This is a genomic window from Stenotrophomonas beteli (genome assembly GCF_001431665.1).
GTDB classification, from domain to species: Bacteria; Pseudomonadota; Gammaproteobacteria; order Xanthomonadales; family Xanthomonadaceae; genus Stenotrophomonas; species Stenotrophomonas beteli.
This window is the reverse complement of record NZ_LLXV01000021.1, coordinates 20,211-47,199: the sequence shown is the minus strand read 5'-3', so window position 1 is coordinate 47,199 and position 26,989 is coordinate 20,211. Positions and strand designations below refer to the sequence as shown.

The following is a 26,989-nucleotide window of genomic DNA, read 5'->3' as shown; positions in this document are numbered from 1 at the left end:
TTTCCGCCCAAATATCAAGATTTCATCAATGACTTTTTCGGATTCTATGAATTCGGCTCCCATCCCCTCGAACGACAAGCGCGTCCTGGTCGTTGAGGACGACGCGGACGGCGCCAGTATCCTGGAGGCCTACCTTCGCAAGGAGGGTTTTTTTGTGGCGGTGGCCCACGATGGCCTGCAGGCCTTGGAGCTTTTCGCGCAGTGGCGTCCCCACTTAGTCCTACTGGATATCATGCTGCCGAAGATGAGCGGCATTGACGTGCTGTCGGCCATTCGCAAAGCGGGGGACACGCCCGTGATCATGGTGACCGCCGTCGGGGACGAGCCGGACAAGCTAGGTGCCCTGCGATACGGAGCAGACGACTACGTGGTCAAGCCCTACAGCCCTCGCGAGGTTGTGGCTCGGGTTCATGCCGTGCTGCGCCGGGTGGTGCCTGGTCGAGGAAAGGAAAAGGTCCTCCAGCACGGGCGGCTCACCGTAGACGGAGAGGCCGTAAGGGTGCTGGTTGAAGCGGAAGCCTCGGGGTCTCCGTCCGTCGTCGAGCTGACTCCCACCGAATTCAACATCCTTTATGCACTCCTGCGCACCCCCTTCAAGGCCTTCACACGCGCAGAGCTGCTGGAAGGGGTTGCCGCCACCAGCGATTCGCTGAATCGCGTGGTCGACACGCATGTCCACAACATTCGCAAGAAGCTCGAGCACCACGGGATTACCGGTGTTCTGGTGACGGTGCGCGGCGTGGGATACCGGTTCCAATGAAGCTTGACCGCCGAGCGCCCAGCTCGCTATGGACTTGGGTCGGCCTTCGAATGAGCGGGCTGGCCGTGGGGGCAGTGAGCTGCGTAGCGCTTGGGATGTGGCTGCATTTCCAGCTGAAGGATGAGCGCATCCTCAGCACGCTACCGCCCCAGGTTCAGCAAGAAGTGCGGCGGCTTGTGGCAGATCCGCATTTGGATGAAGCGCGGCTATGGGCGCTGTTCCAAGCCAATTACGCCATCGAGAACTTCTTGCCGGGCCTGCGAAATCCCGATTGGTTCACCCTTCTCGCGTTGCTGGTGACATCCGTTCCTTTCATCTTCGTCTTTGGCTTCATGATGTCTCGCCCGCTATCGCGCCAATTCAGCTCAGTGGCAAAAGCGGCGAGGCAGGTGGCCGAGGGGGACTTCTCGGCGCGGGCAGCGGTGAGTCCGCATGCCCCCCAGGAGCTGGCCGGCCTGGCCGACGATTTCAACGAGATGTCATCTCGCCTGGAGCAGTATGAGCGGGAGATCAGGGACTCCAGTGCGATGCTGGCCCACGAGCTCAGGACCCCGTTGAACGCTGCGATGGGGCGCATTCAAGGGATGGTGGACGATGTTTTTCCGCACTCCAATGATCAACTCTTGCTGGTTCACCGGCAGCTGGACCAGATCAATCGCATCGTTGGCGACCTCCATCTGCTGTCGATGGCGCGGGCTGGGGCCCTGAGCTTGGAAGAAGAGCGGTTTGTGCTCGCAGATCTGGTGCTCGAGCGCATTCAGTGGGTGGAACTGGAACTCCAAGCTGCTGGGGTTGCATGCCAGTTGGATCTGGACGCCGGCATCGAGGTCCAGGCCGACCGGCTGCGGATGGGCCAAGTGGTGACCATCGTGGTGGACAACCTGCTGCGGTATGCATCCAGCGGCGGCGTCATGGACGTATCGCTCAGGCAGGAGGGGACGCGGGTGACGCTCATTGTTGGCGACCGTGGCCCAGGGGTCGACGAGGCCGACCTCCCGCGTGTCCAGGACCGCTTTTGGAGGGCGGATCGGTCCAGGGCCCGGCACTCGGGTGGCTCCGGACTTGGCCTCTCCATTGCGGGCGCCATATGCGCTGCTCACGGTGGCGTGCTGACAGTCCGGAATCGCATGGAGGGAGGCTTGGAGGTGGTGGTCTCGATCAACCGAGACCGGGCCCACTGAGCGGGGCAGTGCCAGAGGGCGGTGCGAAGGTTCAGCCCATGTCGCAGCTTCAGCGTGACCATCGAGGCGGTCGCAGAAGTGCATAGCGTCGGCTTCCCGAAACCTAGGCTCTTCAGGTAGGTGCTGAAGTGGTTGAGCGTCGCTTGGCTGTAGCGCTGGTTCGATTCACCCGTCTTGCGGTTCAAGCCGGCGGTCAGGTGGGGGAACAATCGAGAAGGCTTGCGTGAATAGTGGTGGTGACCAATCGCAGTCATTACCGTGTTGAACGCCAGCAGGACGATTCGCTTGGGATCCACGAACCCGCGGTGGATGGCGTAGGCCGCCTTGGCCACCATCATGGAAGTCTTGCCCGAGCCGGCCGAAGCCACCACCTGCACGCGGTTGTCGAAGCACGCGTCGGCCCTTGCCTGTTCTGGGGTGAGCGGTTTGCTCTCCACCCTGTCCAGCAATTCTTTGCAGGCCACCAATTCGCGTTCCATGTGGGCGGCGTTGAGCGCGGCCCAAGCCGGACGGTGGTCGGCTTCCCAAGCGGCCAGCGAGCGTGCGATCGCCTGGGCAGCTGGTCCCAACCGGACCGCCACGCCCGGTTTCTTCAGGCGCGATCGGAGGGCGGCTGGATCAACCGTGGGGCGGGCAGCGAGAAAGTCCTCCTGCTGCTCGTGGGTGAACCAGCGGCGCTGCTCGAAGCAGGCTCGCTCTTGTTCTGCCTTGTGGTCCAGCCACGCGTCTATCGTGCGCTGCACGCCTTGGAGGAACGCCACGTCCTCCCGCAGGCGCTTCTCCCTCAACACCACGTTCAGCGCTTGAACCAAGGCGGCGCCCTGGGCGTTGGGCAACCCGTCGGCCTTCACTTCCCCGTGCCGCCCCGGATGAAATGTGATGTCAGTCCAGAAGGTGCCGGCATTGATGTAGTAAGTGGCCTCGTCTTCGACGTTGAGCCGTGGGTGCGACCGTCCAGCGCCAAGACGAGCTCCAGGCCCTCCAAGCGCAAGCGCCAATCCGACGAACCCGTTACGTGCCGGCCGACCCACGACGCGGCCCATTCCCTTGCAATCATCCAACAGTAATGTGACAAGCCGACCACGTCATGATACGTCGTGTCTGCGGCTGTGTTTGCCCGCATTTGTCAGCGCGGAACGCCAAGCAGGTTTGGCTGTTTTGCAGGCGCATCACGGCGCATCGCAATGCATGATTAACAACCGAGATGGAAGTACTGATGTACGATCGGCCAATGATGGCTGATCAGTAGCGCCATCAAGAACAGGGATCGTTGGGAGAGTATGGTGGGACAAAAAAAGGTTGCACTGTTTGCCGCGCTGGGCACGGTTGTTCTCTTGGGCGGCATCACGATGGTGACTGTATCGAGCGCCGAACAGGGCGGAAGCGCTACTGATGAAGCCCCTCGGGTGCGTGCTGAGAACGTTGGGGGTCTACCCTCCGCTTCTTCCAGCAAGGGATGGAAGTCTGGCCCTTCGGGGGACTCCAGTTTTCCTCGGAATGGTCTTCCTCAGAGCGCGTTGGTGTCTTACGAGGCCACTTACAGGTACGTACGGCGGTGCGAAGCGCGTCGGCAGTTCGAAGATTTTTTTGAGAACCAGAGGATTGATCCGAATTCCGTTCGGTCAAAGCCAGAAAAGCTGATGCAGCTCGACCCAGATGTTCGAGCAAGGTACCTCGAGCGCGTTGCCATGCTGGAGGAGCGGAGAGAGGAGTGTGCTGGTTGGGAGCGGGAAGCTACCCGGGAGCAGGCCTCGCAGCAGATCTACCTCTCGGCGCTTGAAAATGCCCTGGCCGGCGACAGAATGGCGGCCGCCTGCTTTGTCGTGGCCCCTTGGGCGGTGCCGGACGAAAGCTCGCCGGCCTTTCAGCGCCTTTCCGAAATCTACTCTACAAACGCGCCCGCCCTCGTGGAGAGCGGAATCGAGCTTGGGAGCTGGCCGATGGTTCGCGCCGCCGCATCCGCGCTCAACTCTGAGGCAGGCATGACTTCGCGCCTCTCTCTGGGAGCGCAGAAAGCCTATGAAATCTCAAGGCTTATGCAGTTGGGGAGCGAAGACGCAGCAATGTCGCAAACGTTTGGCTACGATGCTGCCCGCTACGGCGCTCAAATCTCCGATCCAGCCATTCTGAAGCGGCTGGATGAGGACGCCGGACGCAAGTTTCAGTCCCAGTTCCACGGAACTTACTCGGAATCTACCTCATTCACCAAGTTGTGCGACTAGCAGCATTGATGAAGTGAACTCAAAACTGTCATTCATGGAGGAGTACGATGAGAATTCTTACTGATCAAGAGTTGGACGAGGTGTTCGGAGGTGATTCAAGCGTGGGGCTCACGCTGAATCGGGTCACCGTGCATGGTCCAACCTTCAGCACGTTCAATGTCGGCGGCTATTTCAGCTATGGCCCGGGCTACTCTGAGAGTAGCGGGGGGCAATCAGGCGGATCATCAGGCTCTGGATATGGCGTTGTTCACCATGCCGTTGACCCCTCGACGCTTCCGCGTGCAGACAAGATGGAGTGCAAGGTGGCCGCAGTGGCGGAGCCGGGTCATGCAGACACTGCGAACGTTCGCGTGGTAATCGTTAATGCGCACGCAAACAAGCAGATCGGACAGGAGACCTATGAGTTCAGAAGCGACAGCCCTGAGGTTCCTGATGGCTACCAGCGGATCAGAGGCGCCTTATACGTAGATCCTAACTCCTACCAGCCCGACGGCTCATACACCCGTGCCAACGCAATGCTGTTTGTTGATGCATTCAAGGCGACGCCCGATGGGACGCGTTCCCATCGGTACTACAACGACGCAGGTGAACTTCAGGAACAGGGACGGCCGCTGGGTGCATTGACCGCGGAGGAGAATGCGATCTTCGTCGCGGCTCATGAGTATCAGCACGCTTACCAGGCGCGGTATCCGCAGTTGTTTGTCGGGCTTGACAAAGAGGCCGATGCGGAGACTTATGGGCTGAAAGCCCTTGACCGCTACCGGGCGGGTACCAAGGGCAACTGCGACTAAGCGAGCCGACTGTCAGGCGATAAGGTCAAGCTCCAAGGAAGGATTTTGAAATGGAGGAAATGGCTGGCGCGAGGCGTGCTTATGCCGCCTTGCGTGTCATTGAGGAAGCTTGTGGCATGGCGATGGACGTGGCGCCAGGATTTGACGGAGCCGAGCGTGTCCACGCAGCAGCAGGCTTTATTGCGCGCGCGTTCCCCTGCACATGGATAAGCGCTTGGCGCAACAGATCGCGTTCGATCGATGAAATTTGGAGCGCCGCAATCCAATGTGCCTCGCAGGGCGCATCGTTCGATGGATTCCTGTCGACCTTCTGTGGATCGGCCGTGGGCAGAGGTATGCGCCACGCGGATGCAAGAAGAGCGCCGCTCATCTTCGTGGCAGCAGTACTTTATTGGCGGCTCAACCAAAGCGGCCGACAGAACCTGGACCCCACCAGTCAACTGTACATCCTAGAAGTGATCGCCGACGCGTCGGGCGTTGAAGCTCAGGACGCCTTCCTGAAGCACGATTGTGTCGATCAAGCTCTCGGAGAGCGCTTGGGGGATCGCTACCAGTGCCTAGATATGGAGTCGAAGGTGCGCTGTCACGCTGCTGTCGATGCCGTGGCCGAGCGCTCAAGGGTTAGCCGCATTTCTATTGTTTTCGATGAAGAAATGCGGCCCCGCTCCAGCTCGGAACTTGAGGAGCTGGTAAGGACAGGGGTTGTACCTGGGCGAGCCTGTGGTGATCACAACCAACAGGCCAGAGAAGGTTGGGTGTGTGTCGGAGCCTTCGCGCTTTCCTTTCTGACAGTCCTCGTCATTGCAGCTTCGCTCCCTGTGGCGAAAGATTCGGTGCTGTGGGTCATCTTTGCGTTCCCTTTGATTCTGGAGACTTGCTATTGGCTGGCTGAACAACTTCAGGCTTGGCGCATCGGGCCCTACTCAGCTGTCCGGTACGACTACTCACTTTCCGGTGTGGAGGATCCCGTGTGGGTTGCAGTTCCGGTGCTTCTGCATGGCGAGGAACAGTTGATCCAGCTTGAGCGAACCCTGTTGTGGAACGTCAGAAGTGTAAATGACGACGGAGTCCGCTTCGTCTTGCTAACTGACTTGGCCGATTCGCCGGAGGAGCCGTCTGGAGAGGAAGACGCGGCAACGGTCGAGCGGATTGCCGCTATGGTTGAGCGGGTGAACGAGGCTGCAGGAGCGCGGTACCGGCGCCCCGTCTACTTCGCCCACCGTCGCCGCATGTTCGTTTCGAGCGAGGGGGCCTGGATGGGGGAGGGGCGAAAGCTAGGCAAGATTCACCTCCTGCATCGGGCGATCATCGATGGGGAAGAACCGTTCAGTTCTACTTCTCCGAGTTTCTATGAGGATATTTCTCGCTGCCGATATCTCTTTGTTTGCGATGAAGACACGCAGATAGGTCGGGACTGCATTCAAAGGCTTGCGGGGGTCCTCGCCCATCCTTGGAATGAAATTTCCCGGGAAACGCGTGAAATGGGCGGGGGGCACGGAATGGCGGTGCCTTCTGGTCATATAGCTGATGCATCCGTGACGCCGTGGCGGTTTCCTCAGGTCTGTGTCGGGGATGCTGCCAATCCGCATAAGCCAGCGCCTCGTTGGAGGGATCCCAAGAACGATACGACCGGGCAGTGCCTCTACACGGGAAAAGGGCTCTACGATCCCCGCACCTATCGTCTGCTGTGCGATGAGCAAGTGGCCAGTGAGGCTTTGAGTCACGACACGATTGAATCCTTCATGCTCCGTCCGACCTATGTAGACGATGCAGCAATTTTCGAGTCATTCCCGCGGTCGCCCGCTTCTTTGGCGCGCAGAGATGAAAGATGGGCCCGAGGCGACATGCTCAATCTGCTGCGCTTTCCCCGCCTGGCAAAATCAGATCGGGTGCATCGCAAGCTTCTTGCATCGATAACGGTCTGCCAGCAGACGCTCGGTTGGCTTGGTGGTTTTCTTGGATTCCCGCTGATACTCGTGAGCTTGTGGCGACCAGACCCGACGAGTCAGCTGAGTCTGCTCGCCATACTTCTTTTTCCCGGCGCAATCCGCCTGGTTTGGCGCGCGGTGGCTAACTCCCCCAATGTCGGCATCAGTCATACGCTTCGGTTGTTGGTAATGGGTGGCATGTTTCTGTTACTCGCAACGGCAATCCGCGTATGCAGAGCCCCGCGAACATTCTTGGTAACCGGCGCAGCTTGGGGGCGCGCGATCATGGCTTGGGTGACGAATAGAGGGGGACTTCTATGGTCACCAGCTAGCAAGGTTTCCAACGGAAGTAAGCTCGGCTTTTCGTGGGCCGAGGTCGCTACTTTCGCGGTCTCCTTTGCAAGCATGCTTCTGTTGCCAGCCTCGTCGCTCACCTGGGTCGCTCTTGTAGTCTTTTGTGGATGGCTGGTGCTGCCAGCCGAACGTCTCCTGCTGATCAAGAAAGATGATTTTCACAAACGCTCCGTCTGACCACTACTTTTCCTACTCGCAACGAATTGGGGAGATATTCGATGTGGCTTCCCGATCTCGTTGGCACGCGCGGGCCTCTCTTCTCTCTTTGCGTGTATGGATTTTTCCCGCAGTAGAGCTCTCGCAAGTCAGCGTGTTCTACGATAGCCACGGGCGCGCGGTTGGCTACTTTACTTGGGCCTATCTATCCGATCAGGCAAGAGAACGGCTGCTGACGGATCCGCATTGCTTGTTTGACCGGCATGACTGGTCGAGCGGAGAGCACTTTTGGATCATGGATTTTGCCGCCGTCGACGGTAGTCTGCGCGCTATCGCCGGGTACATTCGGAAGGTGGTTCTTCCGAATGTCGGAGCGCTAAACTATTTGGTCCGTCGTTCTGACGGCAGCATCCGTCGGTTCCGCACTGTCCATCTGGGCGCGAAGGCGACGGCATTTGGAAAGTCATGCGATTCTTGAGAGCAGAAGCGGCGCGGGATGATCGCGCAACATTGGCTTGGATCAATCCAGACGCGGCCGAGATACTCGCTGAGGCCGGCCTGACGATGCGATCAGACTCTTCTGTTGATTCGTTCGTTATGAGTCGTTTTGCACGGCGGCTTTGTCCGTCTGGCGAGGATGAGGTTCTGGTCGATCTCTACGGCAGTTCCGGGACGACACGTTTCGGAGGGAGTGGTAGAGCAGGTGTCGTGAACGGGATGCAAGTAAAAGGCATCGGTCCTACCGAACTCGTCGCCGAAAGCGCTGACTGGCATCACTCCCATGGCGGGATGTTCTTGGAAGAAGCGCTGCGGGAGGCCATCTTCTCTGAGTTGGCTCATCGTGAGTTTCCACTGGGGGCCGTGCGTACCGTCGCTGTGATCGAAACCGGCGATGGCATTGTCGACCGCCACGGTGTACGTCACAGGGGAGCACTGTTGGTCCGGCCCTTTGTCGCGCGGGCATGCCACTTGGAGCGCGCTTTGGGCTTCCGGCAAGGCAACCAGCGCTATCAAAGCACGGCTCATCTAAGGGACATTGGCCGCGTCTTAGATTGGATGAAGGAACTTGAATTCGGATCTCAGGATTGCGTTGACTCCTTCGCCAGGAAGGCGGGTGTGCAAATCGCGCATGCGCACGTTGCGCGGTGGTTTCATGGTGGGTGGTACTCATCGGTGATGGGTATGGATGGGCGTCTTGTGGACTTTGGGTCATCCCGCAAGCTCTCCAACTGGAAGCGCCGGTCCTATGAAACCTATGGGCCATGCTTTGGGGATGAACTCGATTTCGCTCAAACAACCATCGGTTCGCTTGGTGCTCACATTCGGCATTACGCGGGCCGATACGTCGAGGTGAAAGCGTCGGTTCAGGCGCTTATGCATAGCTACAGGGCTCAGGTTCTAGATGAGCTGGAGCGTGCGCTGGCAGACGGATCAGTTGAATCCGAAGCCGCCCATTCTGCCGTAGAGTTCTTCTACAGGTCCTTCCAGTGTTCGCATTCGGAGGATTTCAAGGACAGGTGGCGGTGCTTGGTTGAGCGCCTTAGGGGTATGCACGGGGTAGTCACCCCAGCCGGTTTCAATCAGGGCCGGTCGGGCTTAGGCAATGCGCGCTATCGTCGCGAGCTGGTTCAAGAGGCGCTTTTCAAAGTGCTAGACCAGTCCAGCCAACAAGGGGATGCGTCCCTTACACAACTGGAAGTGGATGGTTGGATAGGGTATGAGGGAAGGGGCAATGCTGTTCAGAGATAATTTTCTCGCCGCACGACGCCTGGTCGGTCTGGGTAGCGTTATCGTCCAGCCACAACGAGCCGCGTTGCTGGCCTCGTTCGTTATGCTCTCGCTGATTGTCGTAGCCGTTTGCGCTGCCGCGAGTGTGAAATACACCCGATATGACAGATTCACCGGATACGCTTCGGAATCCGTTCAGCGTGCCGTGGTGTCGTCCCCTTTTTCGCAGGGGGCGAGGGTCGACGAGGTCTATGTCAGTTTGGGGGACGTGGTCGTGCCTGGGCAGCCGATTGCGCTTCTTTCTGGTTCGGGTAGGGCGCTTGGTGAGCGGCCCGAGTCGTTCAATGCGTTTGTTTACCCGCTCCAAGACCCTGCGGACAAGCAGGGGGAGACCTTTGTCCTGTCCAGCACACTTCGTGGTGCTGTGGATCGTCTGCAGGTGCGGCCCGGCGCGGTGGCCTCGTTTGCGCAACCGATCGCGGTGCTCAGGGGCAGTTCAGAGGGAATAAGGCTTCAGGCCCTCGTTCCCTCGCATTCCATCACCGAAGTGGCTGTTGGCAGCGAAGTCTATCTGAAATTCGATGCTGTCCAAGCGAGTGACATGGAAGCGATCAAAACACGTGTGCGCAGCATTTCCAGAGCGCCCTTGGGCCCGGCCGAACTTGCCGCAACCTTTGGAGCGGCGACCTCTCCAGAGCCTATGTTTCTGGTGGACCTCGATTCGGGCGTGCTGTCTGAACATCCAGTGCGAAAGCTCATTCGGCCTGGAGTTGGTTTCCGAATGACAGTGCCAGCCGAGCGAAAATCCTTGCTGCGATGGCTGACTGGCTACAAGGACGAAAAGGCATGAGCCAGAAGTATGTTTTTGGTTGGTCGAAGAGTATTAGGACGGTTCTTCAGGCAGAGGCTTCCGAATGCGGCCCGGCCTGCCTGGCGATGCTCCTGGAGTTCTATGGACATGCAACGAGCTTGAGAGAGCTTCGCGAGACAATGCGTAGTTCGTCTCGCGGAACAGCGCTGAAATCTCTGCTCGAAGCGGCTGATCAGTTCGGACTCCAAGCTCGTGCGATCAGGATGGAATGCGATGAAGCAAAATCGCTTCGACTGCCGGCTATCATTCATCTGGATGGCGACCACTTCGTGGTTCTGGAGCGCGTATCGCGTTCAGGCTGGGTGATTCATGACCCTGCCAGGGGGAAACGAAGAGTGGGACGCCGGGAGATTGATGAGCGATTCACTGGGATTGCCATCGAGATTCTTGCATCCGACCGCGTCGTACCGAAGGCAAGGGCTAACGAGGGAACGCTTGCGCTGGTGCGGAGACTAGGGCGCCTCAAGGGGTTCAAGACAAGCTTCATCGCGGTCTTGACGTTCTCGGCCGTTCTGGAGATAACCGCCCTGTTCGGGCCTTTGTTTTTGCAAATGGTAGTTGACACCGTTTTGGTTAGCGAAGATGTCAATCTTCTGCTGATCGTATGTGGATGCTACCTGTTCCTTTCTGTTTTTCAGACAGTTTCAACTGCGTTTCGCAGCTGGGCGATCTCGGTCCTTGGCTCTTCGTTGAGCGTTGGCTGGATCACCAACACTTTCCGTCGGTTGATAAAACAGCCGGATCGTTACTTCGAGGGGCGCAGCACGGGTGACCTCAGTTCTCGCTTCGGTGGTTTGAGCTACCTTCAGTCCGCTGTGTCCACCGAGGCCATTGCTGCATCATTGGATGGCGCGTTGGCAATATTTACTCTCCTGGTGTTGTTCATTTATAGCAAACAGATGGCACTGGTGGTGTGTGCCGGTTGCGCTATCTACCTCGGGATCAAGCTTCTGTCTTTCAGGGTGTTAGCAGACGCGAACGTGGATGCGATTACTCAAGAGGCGCGAAAGGAGACAATGTTCATTGAGTCCATCGCTGCCCAAGGAACACTGCGGCTGAACAACCGCCAGTCCATGCAGGCCGCACGGTTTGTAGATCGGGTGTCGAACTATCAGCGCAGCGCTCTAAGATTGGCTTCGGTGCAGCTCGTCTTTTCATCGGCCAGCACACTTACAACCTCCGGTATACGGATAGCCACGATCTTCCTCGGCGCCAAGCTCATCATGAACGGAGGACTCACCGCAGGCATGCTGATCGCATTTCTCGCTTACTGCGATCAGTTTACGGGTCGATCTGCACGGCTGATCGATTACGCCGTCAACTGGCGAATTCTCAAGGTTCACGCTGATCGCGTTAGGGAAATTGTGGACTCTCCGCAGGAGACGAACGTTCTGCGCACCCGTCTCCCCGTCCCTGCTGATACGACAATTTGTTTGGAGCATGTAGGATTCGCTTACAGTCCGACCGACGATCCCATACTTAAGTACGTGGATTTTGCAGTGCGCCCTGGTGACTGTGTGGCCCTAACCGGGCAGTCGGGTTCGGGTAAGAGTACGGTCGTCAAATTGCTTGCTGGAACGGTGAGCCCGACTCAGGGCAGCCTTCTCTTAGGGGGGCTGAAGTACGAGCAACTGGGAAAGGCCCGAGTTCGGGAGATCGTGTCGTTTGTTGTTCAGGATGACGAGCTTCTGCAAGGCAGTGTTGAGGAGAATGTATCCTTCTTTGACCCCTCTCTGGACACAGAGTTGGTTCGTGATTGTTGCGAGATCGCATGTGTGCATGAAGACATCATAAAGATGCCTATGCAGTATCAGACCCAGCTTGGAAGTGGCAGGGTGTCCATCTCCGGCGGGCAGCGTCAGCGAATCATGATAGCAAGGGCGCTCTACCGCAGGCCCAAGGTGCTGGTGTTGGATGAGTCGACAAGCCATCTGGATATTCAAACGGAGGCGCGACTGCTTACCAATTTACGCGCTCTTGGCCTGACCATCATCCTTGTGGCGCATCGCTTGGAAACGATCAATTTCGCCGATCGCATCCTCTATCTGAAGGATGGCGTGCTACCCGGACGCAGCGCTCCGGTAAAAGTTGATGAAGAGATCTCCTTGCCTGAGCCTATAGAGGGCTAGCGCAGCGAGTCGGACTTAGACATTGAGAGCGACCGGTAGGTGTCTCTCCCTCTTTCTGCCCAAAGTTGCTACTGCCTCCTTAAGATGCGCCTTCGCCGCGCTTCAGGATGAGCTTCGGCGATGCGCACTACCGTGGACGCTATGCTGCCAGACGTTAGGGCCCGGCGAGGCTTACTTCCCTACCGTCAACTCTACCTTGCGAGCGCCCGGGCATCTGGGAATGAAGGCGACCTGCGCCAACAGGCGGAAGCGTAGGAGACTCGCGATTTGCGGCATATCTTGACGAGAGTTTGGGGTCATAGGGATTCAATGCTGCCCTTCAGATACACTTCGGTCTCTCCATCGACGACGCCAAGCTTATGGTCACCGAGCTGGCCTGCTACGCGTACCTGCTTGGAGGGATTTCTCGTCGGCTACGACCTAATCGTTGCCCAGGTTCGCCCTGGCAACCATGGCTGGAGCACTGGCATGACCACCCTGGGCGCGGTGTTGGCCGCAGTGCTGGATGCAGCGGTCTTGGCTGCTGTCCTGGGCTTGGCTGGCATCTCCTGGGTCAACGCCCGGCACGCCAGCGGGGACCTTCGTGAGCGTTACCGTTGGCGGGCCCAATCTTGGCCGGTTTGGCATCGACCTGGGTGCTCACCTTGGCGGGGCTGTCCACGGGAGGCGACCACCTTACGTGCAAATTGCCGTTCGCGTGCCACGGGAGCTGAAAGACCGGCTTGAACAAACGGCAACGCGGAAGGGGCGGCACGTCATCGAGTTGGTGCGGCTGTTACTGCGAGGAGATCTGGGCCAGCCACGGGCGACCTCTGCTGGCAGCCGGTAGGAAAAGTGGGCAACATTCTCGGGCGACGTCGGGCCAAGCCCATTCGGTGGAACTGGTCATACAGCGCTGACAGCGTCTGAAGCACCTCCAAGCGCCGCCGCCGCGGGGAGTTGGCCCACCGCTGAGTCACCCTGTCGAGGAACTCTGCTTTCAGCACACGTGCCAGTGGGCGCGTGTCCTGTCTTGAAGGTGATGGGTGGGACCGATCAGCGCCTTAGCTAGAGCGCATTGGCCGTCCGTGGCAACCGGTCTCAGACCTTCCCATGCGCCCGCGTGCGTGCCGACAAAGGGCCTGGGCGTTGATTCGCCTTTGATCTTTGACCTGCGCTTTGGACTACTTGATCAAGAACTCGCTGGGCTCTTTCCCCTTCTGGACCAGCGCAGCAAGCCACCTTGGTTGGCGGCCACGGCCGGACCACGTTTCGCTAGGGTTGGCCGGATTGCGGTACTTAGGGGCGACCTTGCTGCCGGCGGACTTCGCGGGTTTGCGGCCGGTGCGCTTCCTGGAGGTCTCAGAAGAGGCCGTTGAAACCGCCCCGTAAAGCTCCTCAATCGTGTAGCCATGCTCTTTGACGTATTGGTTGATCTTGGCTCGCATGGCGGCAGCCTTAGGCCGGGTCAGCACCTTGGTTTGTTGCTTTTCTGCCTGAGCGATCAGGGCCTTGAGTTCTTTGGCCGACAGGCCGCTGACATCGATGGTCATCTGTTTGATCCAAGCGTCGAGGGCTTCAGTGTAATTCCAAATGGAATCCGATGCGAAGCCACGCGGTGACCATGAGTGATGCTCAGCGCGTATCATCTGGTAGCACACTCACCTCGGTAAATGTCATGAATAGCGGAGATTTCGACGACGCGAGCATCCTCGGTTTGAAGACGAAGCGCGCTTGGACAGATAAGGGAGAGTCGTTCTCACCAAGGGACATCAATGATTCCGAGAAGCGCCGCCAGATGCGGCTGAGCTGCGGGCTATGGGACGACGATCTTAATGACCTCATCATCGTTCCAGAGGGCCAGAGCAACGGCACTCGCAAGCCAGCTAGGGCTCACTTCAAACTAAGGTCCGGGGAACCCAGGACGCCAATCCACCGCGACAGCGCCGACCCGACCCACAATGATGCAGTGAACGAACTTCAGAGTCGTCTAGCGGCCGACGGCACTTCACTGCAGATCATGTCCAAGGGGCGGGATGCCAATAGGAAGCACATTCGCACGCAACTCTGGGCTCAGCATTCCTTGAGCAAATATACGTGGCACAAAGAGCCAGGCACGCGGCTACTGATGGAATGTGGCGACTTTATTCAGCCGGACATCGTGGGCGTCGACACCACGCGGATGAATAGGACCGCTCGCAATCCGATGGTCATCATTGAAGTCGTCCATCACCACTGGCCTGAGAGGGTGACGTTCTTGCATCTGAAGACATTATCTAAAATGAACTGCATCGTCGTCTTCTATTTTGTCAAGAAAGGGCTTAGTGAGAACAGTTTCGCGAACGCACTGAAGCTGGATGGGGTGAAAAATACGCTAACCGCCGCCACCTTTCTAGTTGGAGGAAATTTTATGCACGAAGGAGAGGTGGTGCAAGATTCGATCAACTCAGACGATGATTACATTAAGTTCAAAGAATTAGCAGGGGCGGCAGCTGAAAAGTCGTTCAATGAACAGGCGGCGAAAGGCAAGGGCAACGCGAAAGGCAAAGCCAACGCTAAAGCCAAAGCCAAAGCAATGGCTGAGGCCCAGGCCAACGGCAACGTCAAGTGATCTGCGGTCTCGCCCCGTTCGTGCTGGCGTGGCGGCCGTTCCTCTTCAAAATGAGGGCCTCGAGATCGCCTAGCTCAAACAGCAGATCGGCCGCCCGACGGGCTGCATTGAAATTATTGCTAACTTCAATCTCCTCAGTTTCGCTCCAGCTTTCACTCATCCTGCTCGGGTGTAAATCAGATGCTGTGCACCGGTAAACCTCGGTCGTCAGTAGGGCGAAGGAAGCGCCTACCCTCGCGAGTGCCATGCGAGTGTAATACTCGTATTCGCCAGCAACGTTTGCCTCGATCCATTTCCAGTCGACCTCAGACTCCGCTTCGTCATGAATTCTCGCCTCTAAAGTCACTCCGGCTTGCCAGAACACATGGTGAGCCGTTGAGGAATCGGTTGGCTGCGCGATGTAATTTTTCGACCATGAGGCTAGGTCCATCAACTGGGAAGGACTCAAATGGCCGTCGATCTCAGCGAGCGCCCGCTCTCGGTCTGCTCGGTGAACCGAGAGGCCAGCCTTGGCTCCCAACACGAGTGCGGGCACCAAGTCAGGGGGCAGATCGATGAACTCACATGTGGGGTTTTGCATAGGACGCGCGCCGGTTAACGACACGGTTTATGCCACGCATTTGCGCACTGTCAACCGGAGGGGCGTTTCCCTTGATTAGGGCGTGAGCTTGAGCGCGAGGCGTTGCACAATGCGGAGCAAGGAGGGCCAGTGTGGAAGCGCTGCTCCGGTAGCTAGGCCTGTGGCCGGGCGCCACTTCTTGCCGGCCCGAATTGACCGACAAGGCAGTTGGCCTATCACATCTTTATGGCCTCCCTCCTACCCATTTCCGAACGCTCCACAGGCGTCTCGTTCGCAACGGTGTCTTGGTTTCAATCGCGTGCCCTTTTTGGGGAGAGGCGGGACGGCGCTTGCCGCGCCATCCCAGAGCGTCTTAGTGCCGTCGACACCTACCTGATGGACGTCCATTGCTCTTCCAAATGCCTGCATCGTTGGCAAATCTCGATGAGCGGGTCCCCGGTGGTTGTGGGGACGCTTACATCGCTGGGCGACAACGACGGTCAGGTGCTGCGTCGGTGCCCCCTTCGGGTCCTTCACTTCCTGCTTTCCCGCGTTGGAGGGGCTTGGGCACACGTTCCGGCCTTATGGATGGAACTTGGTCGGGTCCCGCAACTGTTCCGCAAACTGCCCGCACTCGTAGCGCGGCAGTTCCACGTTGGGCTGATATAACTGCAGGGCGCTGATCTGCTTGCTCCGGGTCACCTGCGGTTTCTTGTGGAGGTAGTGCTTGCGCAACACCTGGACCCGATCCCGTGGATCGGTGCTGTGGCCGGTTACCAGCGCAATCTCCCTCTCCGGAACATCGTTCACATCAAGCTCTGTCGCCAGGGTGTGCCGGAAGGCGTGGAAGCCGATCCCTTTGGCGAACCCAAGACTCTTCAAGTAGCGGCCGAAATCCACCACGAATTGCTGGCTGTAGCGCGCGTTGGTCTCCCCGGTCTTGCGGTTCACGCCGGCAGAGAGGAGGGGGAACAGCCGCGGGTGGCCAGTCGCCCTCATGTCTTCGACGAACTCGAGGAAACCGGCGTCCAACAGGGGCTTGGCGATGGGGACGATGCGCATGCAGCCGGCTCCCTTCATGCTTTGCCGGCTCCGCCGTTGGCGCTTCGGATCCGAGGCGAGGTCTTCATCGATGGTCTTTTGGAAGGCGATGCACCATATGCCGCGCTCCTGGAGGATGTCGGTCAGCTTCAGCTGGCACACCTCATTGACGCGAGCGCCCGTGTAGAGGCCAATCATCGGTGCCCACCAGTGCTGCGGCTTTCTCGCCCAAGGGATGAAGGTGGCCGGGTCGAAGATGGCCTGCAGGTCTCCGTCCTCGAACAGGCGGATGGCCTTGTCGGGATCGATGGCGTGATCTTCTTTTGGTTTGCGGAAGGCCTTCATGGGCGAGGACGCGATGGCTTGCCCGTTGACCAGGTGGTTGAAGAAAGCTACCAGGAAGCGGCGGTGGCGCTCTTCGGTGGCCGGAGCCAAGGGCGGTACGTCCTGCTCCTTCCCCAAAGTGATCGCGTCATCGAAGCTGAGGCGTTTCAGCAAGGGATCCGACAACAGGTTCTTCGGAGCCCGGCGCAGCAGCTGCCATAATGCTTGGATATGCTTGTAATCCACGCGGCAGGCCGAAATGTTGCCGCAGGTCAGCAGGAGAAGTTTCAGGGTCCGCTCGGTAGCGAGCACTGTCTTGGGATCCAGCTGCCGGCGGCGCATGTCCGCGAGGTGATCATCGATCTCTTTGGCCAAGGGACGAGCCGGTGTACCCATGGGCAGTTGCTGGGGATACCGGGTTCCGTTCTTCAGCGCGCTCTTGCGGCCGATTTCGTCCAGCGCTGTCAGGATGCATTCCTGAAGATTGATTGCAGCTTCTCGACCTTGAATCGTAGCTCGTTCAATCCGGAAACGACCAATGTGGATGCCCTCCAGATGAAGGGTGCCAAAGGGTGCGGCAATGTAATCGGTGAGGGCTGCGGAGGGTAGAGCGGTCATTGGTTCACTTCCATCTGGGGGATGGAAGTACGGATAAAACAGGCCGCAAATTCGTCAACCGGGTTGATACAAAAATTTTCGCCCCACTCAACACCCCTAGACGTTGCTCCGGCTGCGAGGGTGCCCGCACCAACCCGCTAAATCAGTTATCTCCGTGAAGTCCTTTAAAACAAGGGATTTCGAGCGATTTCCAAGCAATCAATAGCAGTCAATTGCGTTCTCAGTGCAACGACCACCAGTGGCTGTTCCAGCGGCTGCTCTCAACAAAAGCGAGGACTGTTTGTGGCGATCGAAAGTGTGAGCGAAGCGACCTTCGAGGAAGCCGTTACCCGCGAAAAAAAGACGGTCCTCGTTGACTTCTGGGCGCCGTGGTGCCGGCCCTGCACGTTGCTAGCGCCGGTGCTCGAACAAGTCAGTTGCAGGCATGAAGGTCGATTGAAGGTCGTCAAAGTGAACATCGACGAAAATCAGGCGTTGGCAGTCGCATTTGGGATCCGTACGATTCCCACCATGGTGGTGTTCCGTGGCGGTGAGCGGGCGGGCGTGATCTCTGGAGCGATGCCGGCAGCACAACTGGAGTATGAGCTGCGCAAGCTGGTGCCTGACCTTGCCTGAGGCGCGCATCTTGGGGCTCCTATGGCGCTTGGCGCCGACCGCGTTCGCTGTGGGCGAACAACGGGTAGGGGGACAAGGTGATCACTGGGGAAGCGCGCAACGTGCTAGTTGCCAGGTGAATCACGCCATCCCAGGCGGTAGCCCAGGCCGCGGGTGGTTTCGATAACGCCTGTTCCCAGCTTGCGGCGAATGTTGTGAATGTGAACATTGAGGGTGTTGCTTCCCACGTTCGATCCCATCCCAAACACGCGCTCGGCCAGCACCTCAGGCAACACCCAGCGCCCATCGTTGCTCGACAGGTGGGTGAGGAGGTCCACTTCCCGGCGAGACAAGGTGACCGGTGCCCCGTCCAGCCACGCCAACCCGCTGGCAGGTTCCAATCGAAGGGGGCCGGCGTGGATCGCCTGCGTCGTTCGCCCCATCGTACGCCTCACCAACGCATGGATGCGCGCGGCCAGCTCGCGCAAGTCAAACGGCTTGGTGAGGTAGTCGTCAGCGCCATTGTGAAGGGCGTTTACCCTCGCCTCGATGGAGTCACGTGCAGAGAGAACCAGCACAGGAAGCTCCGGTTCAAAGGCGCGGACCTCATCCAGAAACTCAAGGCCGTCTTTATCCGGCAGTCCAAGATCGAGCACGATCGCGTGAAAGGTCTCCTCGCGATGGGCTTCGGCTGCTTTGACCGCAGTCATCACGTGCTTTGAAGAAATGCCATGCATGGCAAGCCCTGAGGCGATTCCCTCGCCAATCCGCTGGTCGTCTTCTACCAAGAGTACTCGCATGGTTCTTATCCAGAAGCGTGGAAGCCGGCGTGAGCCAGCGCTGAGTCAAGCCTAGCGCCCCTGGCTTAAGCGTGGCTTTAGTTTGCACATGCACTCTCGTGGCGATTGAGCACGCCCGTGCTTGATGTAGATTGCCGACGAGGATTGCAATGACCCGACCCGTTAAGCTTGCTCTGGCCACCACGCTGCTCGCCAGCCTTTCCTTTCTTCCAGGATGCTCCGAAGCCGCCCCGCCTTCCCGACCAGGCGTCCTCAAGACTCTCGAGGCCCAAGGCTTGACCATCGTTGGAGGGTTTCAGTCTGCACCCGACGTGCAGGCGTTTGCTGGAGCAGCGGGCGGTCGCCCCGTGGCGGTCTACGTATTGAAGGATGGGAGTGCAATCGTTGGCACCCGAGTGGGGGCAGATGGGGCTGCAATAGACGAGGCCCAACTGTCCAAGCTGGTCACTGGTCCCATGGGGGCAAAGGCGTGGTCGGACCTGGCCCAAGCCGCTTGGATTCAAGACGGAAAGCCCGACGCCCCCAAGATCCTCTACGTGTTCACCGACGCCAATTGCCCCTACTGCCACCAGTTCTGGGAGGCAGCCCGACCGTGGGTAAACTCGGGGAAGGTTCAGCTCCGGCACGTGATGGTGGGCGTCATCCGAGCGGACAGCCCGGCCAAGGCCGCTGCGATCATGACAGCCAAAGACCCTTCGGCAGCCTTGCTGCATAACGAACTGAACCAGGCTCGAGGCGGAATACCCGCGCTCGCCTCCATTCCACCGGAGGTGGCCAAGAAGCTTCAAGAAAACCACGCGCTCATGGAGTCACTTGGGTTCAGTGGGACGCCGGGGATCGTGGGCAAGCAGACCAACGGTGAGCTGCAAAAGGTGAACGGCATGCCCCGCGCTGGCGCGCTCGAAGCGTTGCTGGGCCCTCGCTGATCGGCTCGAGGACCTGGGTCAGGGCGGGGTAGGAATGGACACTTCCACCCTTAGACCGCCCTGGTGCCTGGCGTGGAAGGACACCCGTCCGCCGAAAGGTTCAAGCACCGCGCGGACAATGGAAATGCCAAGACCGGCGCCCGCAGTGCCCCTCAGTTCCTGATCCCCACGCCAGAACCGACGGCCGATGGACGTCATCTGGGTCGGGGTCAGCCCGGGGCCGCGATCGGCAATGTGTAGGGTGCAGTAGCCACCCTCTGCGCTTGCCCTCATCGACACTTCTATCGGGCCCTTCGAATACTTCAGCGCGTTGTCCAGCAGATTGCGCACCGCCGTCTGGAGCAGAGCCAAGGGAACGTTCGTTTTCGCATCGGCCAGTGGGTAGTTGAGCGAAATGCGGGACCACGCCTTCTGATCCAGCTGCTCCCACGCAAGCATCAATGCATCTGCCGTGGAAGTGCAGGGCTCTGTGCCAGCCGGGTCCGTCTCTGATCGCGCCAGATCCAGCAATTGCTGGAGGGTTCGAGAGAGTTGCTTGACCCCTTGATCTGCAAAGGCGAGCGACCGCTCCCGCTCTGCGCCCTGTGCGGCGCGTGCAACCTGCAGATGTGTGTCGATTACCGTCAGCGGGGTGCGCAGCTCATGGGCCGCGGCGTCGGTGAACGCGCGTTGCCCGCTCACCGTTGTGGCGAGCCGCTGTAGAAGCCCGTTCATTGCATCGAGCACCGGAGTGAGCTCGCCAGGGCACGGAACGATCTCAACCGGGGCCAGGCTCGTTGCGGTGCGGGAGCGGAGCTGGTCAGAGAGCGCGTTCAGGGGGGACAGCCCCCGATCAATGGCCAGCCACAGCATGGCAAGGCCGCCTAAAACAGCGATAAGAAAAGGAACCCCCGCAGCCGCCAGGAGTTCTCTGGATAGCCCCATACGCTGCTCTACCCGATCTGCAGTAGTAACCTGGTAATCGGGCGTTCGCAGCACGTACAAGCGCCATTGCTGGCCGTCCACCGCTCTGGTCGACAAGCCTTGGGGCAGCTCCAGTGGGGCGATGGAGCCATTGAACACCTCCGGAAGCTCCGGATGCCTCAAGGAACGGATCTCACACGCGATTCCCTTAAGTCCAGCATCGGCCAGCGCTTTGGAAAAGTCGGTGGGCTCAGTCGTCAACTCGATGTCAGATTGCTGGAGAAGTCCGCTCACCATTTGTGCGGACATCTCCAGGCGCCCGTCGAGTGTTTCTTGGACCCGCTGGTTGACCGAGCGGATCATCCAGAAGGCCGCCAGGGACCACAGCAGCAGCAGGGACAGTCCCGCGATGAGGACCGCGCGACTTCTCAAGCTCAGTGCGCATCTTGCAGGCGTGTCCAACAACTGGGGGCTCCCGGAGGCGATTTGACGGGTCAGAATTCTGACGGCCAAGTCGGCCCCTTGCCAAGCGCGTGGGCACCTATGGTGGGTCGGGTGACTTAATTGAAAATTAAGTCGCTCAAATTTCTCAACCGAATCAAGCGGTGCAGTTCGATGCACTCATTTGTCGCATTGCATGTCATTGGATTGACGCCGTTGTCCTTTGGTAGGGGGTAGGAAAGTTCCTATTGCACAAAGGTAGTGGTGGGCGTCTAATGCCGCCGAACTTTTTTGTCGAGGCAATGTCGAAATGGCTCATCCTGATTTCTACGTTTCTGCAGTGAAGTACAACAGCGATAGCTCGCACATTGCGAAGCTGCGCGTCCATGTGGTTGACCAAATCACTGGGCGATTCAAGTCTGACACTTACCGCGATCTGACGCGCCCTGAAGTCATCGAGATGATTGAGGGGAAAAAGACGTTCATTACCATCGTTAAGAAGACTGACGGGGGCTGGGGGCGAGGCGCCAATCTTGAGATCACGTCGGTGAAGACCGATTACCTCAAGACCGTGCGCGACGAGTCAACGAAAGACAACCTGGAAAACTTGCCGACCTTCTGACCGCACCATTGCGGGTCCAGAGCTGCCACTGAGAGGCGGCTGTTGCGCAGCCTCTCAGTGGGCAGTAGTCGGAACTTCGATGTGTAGGTAGTGCACGCCGTCTTCCTCCAGCGATGCGGCCAGGCAACCTCCCAAAAGTTCCGCGCTTCCATCGGAGTGGTATATGCCGAAGGAGCTGGCGATGCCGGCTCCACCGAGGAATGGGGCGATGGCGTCAAGTTGAGCCTTGCTTAAGCCTTCCACGCGGGCTGTGCCAACGTGCGGTGAATAAATTTCAAGCCAGTACATTGGTTGCTGTGCCCGGTCAGTGGAGTGGTGGCTTTCTAACAGAGAAGTGGAAGGCGTCAAGGGTGTCGTACAGAGACAAGCTCACGTTGGGTTCCGTTGGAGGCCAGCGAGGAATCTTTCTCCAGTGCAACAAGTCGGAGAAAAAGTCTGTCGTCCGCAGGTATTTCCCGGATGGCAGGCTGCAATGGATGAGTGAGAAGGTGCAGTCCAGGCACACCGACGGAACGCCAAAGCACCTCCACATTCCTATCTTGGAAGAGGGCATCTACGAGGTACTCGGTCAGCCCAAACTCAGCGGGTTCTACGCGCTATACCTCAATGGCAAGGGATACATGTCCTACTGTCCGCTGGACCGCAAAGCGGCCGCCGCGGTCCTGGCGAAGATCGGGTCCGATGGGCTGCGTGCGGCCCTGGTAGCCGTTGGCAAGTCGGTCTATTGACCCGCGCAGGTCTGTCTAGGATTGCATGAAGGTCTAAAGGACGAGTCGGGGCTGGCTTTAGTTTGAATGTAGTGGGCGCGTCTAGCATTGGGTTCCATGCGAGGAGAAGCCAAAGCGGCCGGTTTCCAATGGCGGCTTCAAGGCGCATGGGCCGTCTTTAATGCAAGACCCTCAATAGAAGATCCTCCCCTGATGGCAGTTACCGCCACCGGGCCGGAGCTTAACGTCTCAACATTGCTCAGATGGGCAACCTTAGCCAACAGGGGGCTAAACGTGGCAGACAGCATCGAAGTGGATTTCCTGGGGGTAGAAACCTCCAAGAGCGGTGACGCCATTGGCGTGCGTTACGAACTGAATGGGCGCACTCGAGTCCATGTGGTTGATGGTGGGTACCTGGAGACCGGTGATCGCTTGGTTGAACACATCGCCAAGCACTACGGGACCGGCAAGGTTGATTCGGTGGTGCTGACGCATCCGGACAGTGATCACGCCAACGGCCTGCGCAAGGTCCTTGAGCGTTGCGAAGTGGGGGAGCTTTGGATGCATCGCCCTTGGCTCTACGCGCAAGAGCTTCTCCCCCGGTTTGAGACTTACAACTCCGTGGACGCGCTGCGTAATCGCCTGCGTATGCTGTATCCGGGGCCGGCGGCGCTGGAAGAGCTCGCGCTTGAGAAGAACATCCCTATCCGTGATCCGTTCCAGGGGGCGTTCATTGGCGACTTCTTGGTGCTGGCCCCCACCCGTGCCCGCTACCTGGACCTTGTGGTTGCATCCGATCGCACACCAGAGGCCGCCAAGGATCGCACGCTGGTCGAGGCGTCTCTTGAGGGCTTGGCAGCGTTGGCCAAGGCGGCCAAAACTTTGGTTCAGGGCCTGTGGGGACAGGAGTTCTTCCCCGTTGGCGGTACGAGTGAAGAGAACGAAATGAGCGTGGTCCAGACCATCCTCATCAATGGTAAGCGCGTGCTCCTGACCGGTGACACCGGGCGTGACGGCCTCAAAGAGGCTGCCGACTACTTGGAGGCGACGGGTGGGGCACTGCCAGGCGTTTGGGGCTTCCAGGTGCCGCATCATGGCGGGCGTCGAAACGTCAACACGGAGGTCCTCAACCGTTGGCTGGGCGAACCGCTCAAGACGCAGGAGGAGGGCACCAAATTTATCGCCGTTTGCAGCTCTGCGAAGGCAGACACGGCGCACCCTCGGAAGGTCGTGGTGCGGGCAATGATTCACCGCGGGGCGCATTTTTCCGCCACGGAAGGTCGGGATCTCTTGCTGTCCACGGGCATCTCGCGCAACGGTTGGGGAGGCATCGAACAGACGCCGTATCCGCCCGACTATGAGAAGGACTGAGGGAGCAGTGACTGAGATGTCCAATCCCATTGCTCTAGGTCAGTTGCTTGCCCAAGTGTCGGATCCTTATGATCGCAACGCTAGGTTGGCCCCCGGCCTCATCGTACTGATGCCCTTGACCGTGTCCTTCATCGCGGCGTTTCGAGACGAGCTCGACGCTATGCAGGTTGTGGCGACCGTCATTGCGACCTTCTGCGCGCCGTTATTGCTCTCCAGCGTGGTGCGCTTTCAGGGTAAGAAGCTTGAAGAGAAGTTGGTCAGGAAGTGGGGAGGCATGCCCTCTACCATCCTTCTTCGGCACCGGAATGAGCGATTGAACCCTGTCACGAAGGCTGGGTATCACAAGGCGATCCAGGAGAAGCTGAAAGCAGAGCTGCCGTCGGCTGCCAAAGAAAGGGGCAGTCCGGGCAAGGCCGACCATGCTTACGAGGACGCTGTTGCGAAGCTGCGCGAGAGAACGAGAGGTACGGAAGCGTTGGTGTTCAAGGAGAACATCTCCTACGGCTTCTTCCGTAACATGTCGGCGCTGCGCCCGTTTGGCGTGGCGACGTCTGCCGCCGGCGTGCTCGTGGGCCTGCTCATGACCGGGGCGTTGACCCTCAATCCGCTTGCCTTTGCTGGGTCATCGCTGCTGCACCCAGGCTTTGAGGGCGGCACGACGTTGCTGGTTTCGGGCGTATTGCTCTTCCTGTGGTGTACCAGCTTCAGTCATGACCGCGTCGAGAGCGCGGCCTACGCCTACGCCGAGAGGCTTTTGACGGCCTTTGATCGTCTTCCGAGCAGCTCCCCGCCTTGACGGGGGCTGCTTCAGCGCGTTGCTGACCGAACTGGCGCAATGGCCCTACGTTTGCGTAAGGGGCATTGCCTTTGGGCAGACGGCCAAGTGCGGGAGCACGCCGACTGGCGCGGTCCAGCCGATGCGGATGCCATTCAAATGGGCGGTAGGATGGTGTGCCGTTGCTCGGGCGAGACCCGGAGGACTGGCGATAGCGCTGCCAAGCGGGAGAACGCCCCAGCCGGTGTGAGTCCAGCCAGCGGCGTCATACGCGTGCACTCCCGCGGGGCGGGGGTGGGAGACCCCGTACTTTCCGTGCGCATTACCGGGACCAAAGGAATAAGCCAGTCGGGCATAGTCGGGCGCCGGCGAGGGCACCGGCGCGCCGGGGCCATGGACGCGGGCCCCGTGGTGGGTGGCCACCAAACCCGTGACGGGACGTTTCAGGGCCCCTGGAACGTTGTGGTAACTGGCATCACCCGGCAACAGCCAGCGCTTGCCTTCGTGCTCGGCGATCAGCGCCAGTCCTGACTCGTTGCGGTCACTGGCAGGCCCTTTGCAACGAACGAGCTTGATTCCAGAGCCTAGTTGGACAGTGGCCGAAGTACTGAGCAGATGCGTTTTTCCTCCCGCAGTCCAAATGTTCATGAGGAACACAATGTGTTTGATGGTTGCTGGGATGGGGGCAATCCAGGTGCGTGTCAGAAGCCCTGTATCAATGGTGGCTCCGGCCCAATGGTCTGCGTCCCAATGGGAAAGGACGACAACAGGGTCCTCGCACTGGCAGAAGCTGATGTTCGGTGGCCGCGTCGGAGCATTGCGATAGACGCCGCAGCCCACGTCAAAGTAGATGCGTGCAACGCCTTCGCGGCACAGCAATGCATTGGCCGATCCCTGGCCCACGTCGAGCACCGCTAGTTCCTCGATGTGCAGGGGCGTAGGCGGTGTGTGCGGCACCGGAGGTTGGTTTGGCACAAGCGTGAGGCTGTTCAGCTGCTGACTTCTGCGGTTCATCAGTGGAAGGCGCACGGCGTCAAACGCGACGGTCTGGGCCGGGGAAAAGAGCGTTGGATACAGTTCCCCGCGCAGTGGGCCTTCAGCGGAAAGATCAATGCGCAGCCAGTGCCTGGTCCTTGCCCTAAACCGGCGATTTGCCTCATCCAAGAACATGGTCAGCTGCAGGTGGAACAGCGGTGCACGCTGAGCGAATGCTTTGCATACGTCGACGCTTGCGGCGTTCTTGCTCAGCCCATGGTCCTCGCTGAATTTAGCGAACCACTCCGCGTCCACCCCGTCCAAGCCAACCAAGGCCAGCCCTTCGCCCAAGGGTTCGATGAAATCCACTTGCGCGTAAAGGCCTTTCGGGCGGGGGTGCTCCGGTGCGTGGACAGAGAAGTGCGGGTTCAATGGAAACTCCATGTAAGCCAATTGCATTGAAGGACGACGCACGCCCGCGGTTGGGATGCTGCGGGGATCTGGCTGCGATGCTCACTTAATGAGCGGCAGTCAAGCTATGCACCGCGAGTGTGCCACGGGAACGTTATCGACCGGATCCCCAGGGGGCTTGAGCCACGGCAGTGGCGTCACCTCCGGCAAGCTCTGCTTACCACCCCGCAAGGAGTTGATCGTTGAACAGCCTCGGCCCCTTCTCCATCGACGTGTTGACCTTGATGCTCTCCGCCACGGCCGCTTGGTGGGTGGCGCGCAAGTGGCGCAGGCGCCAAAACCCCGAGGAGGCCAAACGGGCGGCAGGGATCGTGGTGGATGCGATCGGGGCAGGACTTCTGGCTGCTCGCCTCGGATTCGTGGTGCAGAACTGGCAGGACTACGCGCCCCATCCTTGGTCGATCGTGACATTGGGTGACGGCGGCTATTCTTGGGCCTGGGGATTACTGGCGGGGGCGTTGGTGGCCGCTTGGTTGGCGCGGGGCAAGGCCGGGGTCAGGAACAGAGCGCTCGCAGGCCTCGCCTTCGGCAGCGTGGCTTGGTTGGCCATGAGCTTCTCGTTGGATTGGATGAGCCGCGCTGCGCCGGGGCTAGAGGCTGTTCATGGGAATCCTTCGGGACCGGCAGTGCCGACCCTGTCGGCCGCGGTCGGGCGTCCAGTGGTGGTTAACCTGTGGGCCGCGTGGTGCCCGCCCTGTCGCCGCGAGATGCCCGCCTTTGCAGAAGCCGAAGCGCAGCTGCCCGGCGTCGTGTTTGCCATGGTGAACCAGGGGGACGAACCCGCGACCGCACTGGCGTTCGTCCAGGACAACCAGCTCGTGTTTGACCACACGTATACCGACCCGTCGTCCGAGACCATGCTCCGCTTCGGCGCGCGGGTGATGCCGACGACCCTCTTCTTTGACAGTCAGGGCAGGATGGTGGATATGCATGTGGGGGAAATGACCCTTGCCGGGCTGAAGGCAAAGGTGCGCCAGCACTTTGGTTCCGAGTCCAGCAAAGGGCCGCTAGAGTAGGCAAGGGCTCACTGAGCCAGAATGCAAGATCGGCGGCCCGCTCGGAATGCGGAGATCGCACAGCTGCGGCGGGGATCGGCTGGAAGAGCAGATGTTCGGTATCACCAACAGGGGCGAAAGGATGATGGGGAATCAT

24 protein-coding genes are annotated in these 26,989 nt (G+C 59.3%); 17 read left to right on the top strand and 7 right to left on the bottom strand.

What is annotated here, in order from left to right:
- The first annotated feature begins 28 nt into the window (after positions 1–28).
- The gene (locus tag ARC23_RS04510) at positions 29–760 is read left to right on the top strand and encodes a response regulator transcription factor (protein WP_203226340.1); all 732 of its coding nucleotides are present in this window, start codon (positions 29–31) and stop codon (positions 758–760) included.
- A complete protein-coding gene (locus ARC23_RS04505) occupies positions 757–1,941 on the top strand; it encodes a sensor histidine kinase (RefSeq protein ID WP_057496141.1) in 1,185 nt (394 codons plus the stop codon). Before ARC23_RS04510 ends, ARC23_RS04505 begins: the two co-directional genes overlap by 4 nt.
- Here ARC23_RS04505 and ARC23_RS20315 read toward each other — a convergent pair.
- Positions 1,857–2,984, bottom strand: coding sequence for a UvrD-helicase domain-containing protein (locus tag ARC23_RS20315; protein ID WP_203226338.1), 1,128 nt, complete (start codon positions 2,982–2,984; stop codon positions 1,857–1,859). The two genes, ARC23_RS04505 and ARC23_RS20315, sit on opposite strands and share 85 nt — an antisense overlap.
- Before the next feature lie 597 nt (positions 2,985–3,581).
- Between ARC23_RS20315 and ARC23_RS04495 the strand changes: the two genes are divergently transcribed.
- The 7 genes from ARC23_RS04495 to ARC23_RS04470 are packed head-to-tail and all read left to right on the top strand — an operon-like array spanning position 3,582 to position 12,120.
- Entirely contained in the window at positions 3,582–4,163 is a 582-nt protein-coding gene (locus tag ARC23_RS04495; RefSeq protein ID WP_057496139.1) for a hypothetical protein, read from the top strand.
- A 47-nt stretch (positions 4,164–4,210) separates the two neighbouring features.
- A complete protein-coding gene (locus ARC23_RS04490; protein WP_152985202.1) occupies positions 4,211–4,954 on the top strand; it encodes a hypothetical protein in 744 nt (247 codons plus the stop codon).
- Positions 4,955–5,004: 50 nt separating this feature from the next.
- Positions 5,005–7,413, top strand: a complete 2,409-nt coding sequence (locus tag ARC23_RS20710) for a hypothetical protein (protein ID WP_057496137.1) — start codon at positions 5,005–5,007, stop codon at positions 7,411–7,413.
- Complete coding sequence (locus tag ARC23_RS21370) at positions 7,388–7,870, top strand: toxin-activating lysine-acyltransferase (RefSeq protein WP_080393016.1); 483 nt, start codon at positions 7,388–7,390, stop codon at positions 7,868–7,870. Before ARC23_RS20710 ends, ARC23_RS21370 begins: the two co-directional genes overlap by 26 nt.
- Positions 7,858–9,141 carry a hypothetical protein gene (locus tag ARC23_RS04480; protein WP_152985201.1) on the top strand — a complete coding sequence of 428 codons (1,284 nt, stop codon included), beginning with the start codon at positions 7,858–7,860 and terminating at the stop codon, positions 9,139–9,141. The genes ARC23_RS21370 and ARC23_RS04480 overlap by 13 nt, the downstream gene beginning before the upstream one ends.
- Positions 9,125–9,970, top strand: a complete 846-nt coding sequence (locus ARC23_RS04475) for an HlyD family efflux transporter periplasmic adaptor subunit (RefSeq protein ID WP_057496135.1) — start codon at positions 9,125–9,127, stop codon at positions 9,968–9,970. The genes ARC23_RS04480 and ARC23_RS04475 overlap by 17 nt, the downstream gene beginning before the upstream one ends.
- Positions 9,967–12,120: a peptidase domain-containing ABC transporter gene (locus ARC23_RS04470; RefSeq protein WP_057496134.1), complete on the top strand. Its 2,154-nt coding sequence runs from the start codon at positions 9,967–9,969 to the stop codon at positions 12,118–12,120. Before ARC23_RS04475 ends, ARC23_RS04470 begins: the two co-directional genes overlap by 4 nt.
- 1,163 nt (positions 12,121–13,283) lie before the next feature.
- On the opposite strand, the gene ARC23_RS04465 is transcribed toward ARC23_RS04470, so the two are convergent.
- Positions 13,284–13,652 carry an H-NS histone family protein gene (locus ARC23_RS04465; RefSeq protein WP_057496133.1) on the bottom strand — a complete coding sequence of 123 codons (369 nt, stop codon included), beginning with the start codon at positions 13,650–13,652 and terminating at the stop codon, positions 13,284–13,286.
- A gap of 71 nt (positions 13,653–13,723) precedes the next feature.
- Here ARC23_RS04465 and ARC23_RS04460 point away from each other — a divergent pair, with 71 nt between their 5' ends.
- Positions 13,724–14,710, top strand: a complete 987-nt coding sequence (locus ARC23_RS04460; RefSeq protein ID WP_152985199.1) for a hypothetical protein — start codon at positions 13,724–13,726, stop codon at positions 14,708–14,710.
- Here ARC23_RS04460 and ARC23_RS04455 read toward each other — a convergent pair.
- Together ARC23_RS04455 and ARC23_RS04450 are read right to left on the bottom strand one after the other, a co-directional pair.
- Positions 14,703–15,290 carry a hypothetical protein gene (locus ARC23_RS04455; protein WP_057496131.1) on the bottom strand — a complete coding sequence of 196 codons (588 nt, stop codon included), beginning with the start codon at positions 15,288–15,290 and terminating at the stop codon, positions 14,703–14,705. The genes ARC23_RS04460 and ARC23_RS04455 overlap by 8 nt on opposite strands.
- 561 nt (positions 15,291–15,851) lie before the next feature.
- Positions 15,852–17,252 (bottom strand): site-specific integrase, encoded by a 1,401-nt coding sequence (locus ARC23_RS04450; RefSeq protein WP_057496130.1) that lies wholly within the window; start codon positions 17,250–17,252, stop codon positions 15,852–15,854.
- Positions 17,253–17,534: 282 nt separating this feature from the next.
- Here ARC23_RS04450 and trxA point away from each other — a divergent pair, with 282 nt between their 5' ends.
- Positions 17,535–17,867 carry a thioredoxin gene (gene trxA / locus ARC23_RS20305; protein WP_080393014.1) on the top strand — a complete coding sequence of 111 codons (333 nt, stop codon included), beginning with the start codon at positions 17,535–17,537 and terminating at the stop codon, positions 17,865–17,867.
- A 104-nt stretch (positions 17,868–17,971) separates the two neighbouring features.
- Here the strand turns inward: trxA and ARC23_RS04440 are convergent, their stop codons facing one another.
- Complete coding sequence (locus tag ARC23_RS04440) at positions 17,972–18,646, bottom strand: response regulator transcription factor (protein WP_057496128.1); 675 nt, start codon at positions 18,644–18,646, stop codon at positions 17,972–17,974.
- Between the two features lie 149 nt (positions 18,647–18,795).
- Here ARC23_RS04440 and dsbG point away from each other — a divergent pair, with 149 nt between their 5' ends.
- Positions 18,796–19,572, top strand: a complete 777-nt coding sequence (gene dsbG, locus ARC23_RS04435) for a thiol:disulfide interchange protein DsbG (protein ID WP_057496127.1) — start codon at positions 18,796–18,798, stop codon at positions 19,570–19,572.
- Positions 19,573–19,590: 18 nt separating this feature from the next.
- On the opposite strand, the gene ARC23_RS04430 is transcribed toward dsbG, so the two are convergent.
- Positions 19,591–20,838 carry an ATP-binding protein gene (locus ARC23_RS04430; protein WP_238985191.1) on the bottom strand — a complete coding sequence of 416 codons (1,248 nt, stop codon included), beginning with the start codon at positions 20,836–20,838 and terminating at the stop codon, positions 19,591–19,593.
- 388 nt (positions 20,839–21,226) lie between these two features.
- On the opposite strand from ARC23_RS04430, the gene ARC23_RS04425 reads away from it, so the two are divergent.
- The 4 genes from ARC23_RS04425 (at position 21,227) to ARC23_RS04410 (ending at position 24,412) form a co-directional block, all read left to right on the top strand.
- Positions 21,227–21,538, top strand: coding sequence for a DUF3892 domain-containing protein (locus ARC23_RS04425; RefSeq protein ID WP_057496126.1), 312 nt, complete (start codon positions 21,227–21,229; stop codon positions 21,536–21,538).
- A 476-nt stretch (positions 21,539–22,014) separates the two neighbouring features.
- The gene (locus ARC23_RS04420; RefSeq protein ID WP_152985198.1) at positions 22,015–22,266 is read left to right on the top strand and encodes a hypothetical protein; all 252 of its coding nucleotides are present in this window, start codon (positions 22,015–22,017) and stop codon (positions 22,264–22,266) included.
- A gap of 273 nt (positions 22,267–22,539) precedes the next feature.
- A complete protein-coding gene (locus ARC23_RS04415; RefSeq protein ID WP_057496310.1) occupies positions 22,540–23,616 on the top strand; it encodes an MBL fold metallo-hydrolase in 1,077 nt (358 codons plus the stop codon).
- 16 nt (positions 23,617–23,632) lie between these two features.
- Positions 23,633–24,412 carry a hypothetical protein gene (locus ARC23_RS04410; RefSeq protein ID WP_057496124.1) on the top strand — a complete coding sequence of 260 codons (780 nt, stop codon included), beginning with the start codon at positions 23,633–23,635 and terminating at the stop codon, positions 24,410–24,412.
- Between the two features lie 45 nt (positions 24,413–24,457).
- Here the strand turns inward: ARC23_RS04410 and ARC23_RS04405 are convergent, their stop codons facing one another.
- Positions 24,458–25,798: a ComEC/Rec2 family competence protein gene (locus tag ARC23_RS04405; RefSeq protein WP_152985197.1), complete on the bottom strand. Its 1,341-nt coding sequence runs from the start codon at positions 25,796–25,798 to the stop codon at positions 24,458–24,460.
- A gap of 221 nt (positions 25,799–26,019) precedes the next feature.
- On the opposite strand from ARC23_RS04405, the gene ARC23_RS04400 reads away from it, so the two are divergent.
- Positions 26,020–26,853, top strand: a complete 834-nt coding sequence (locus tag ARC23_RS04400; RefSeq protein ID WP_057496122.1) for a TlpA disulfide reductase family protein — start codon at positions 26,020–26,022, stop codon at positions 26,851–26,853.
- Positions 26,854–26,989 lie beyond the last annotated feature (136 nt).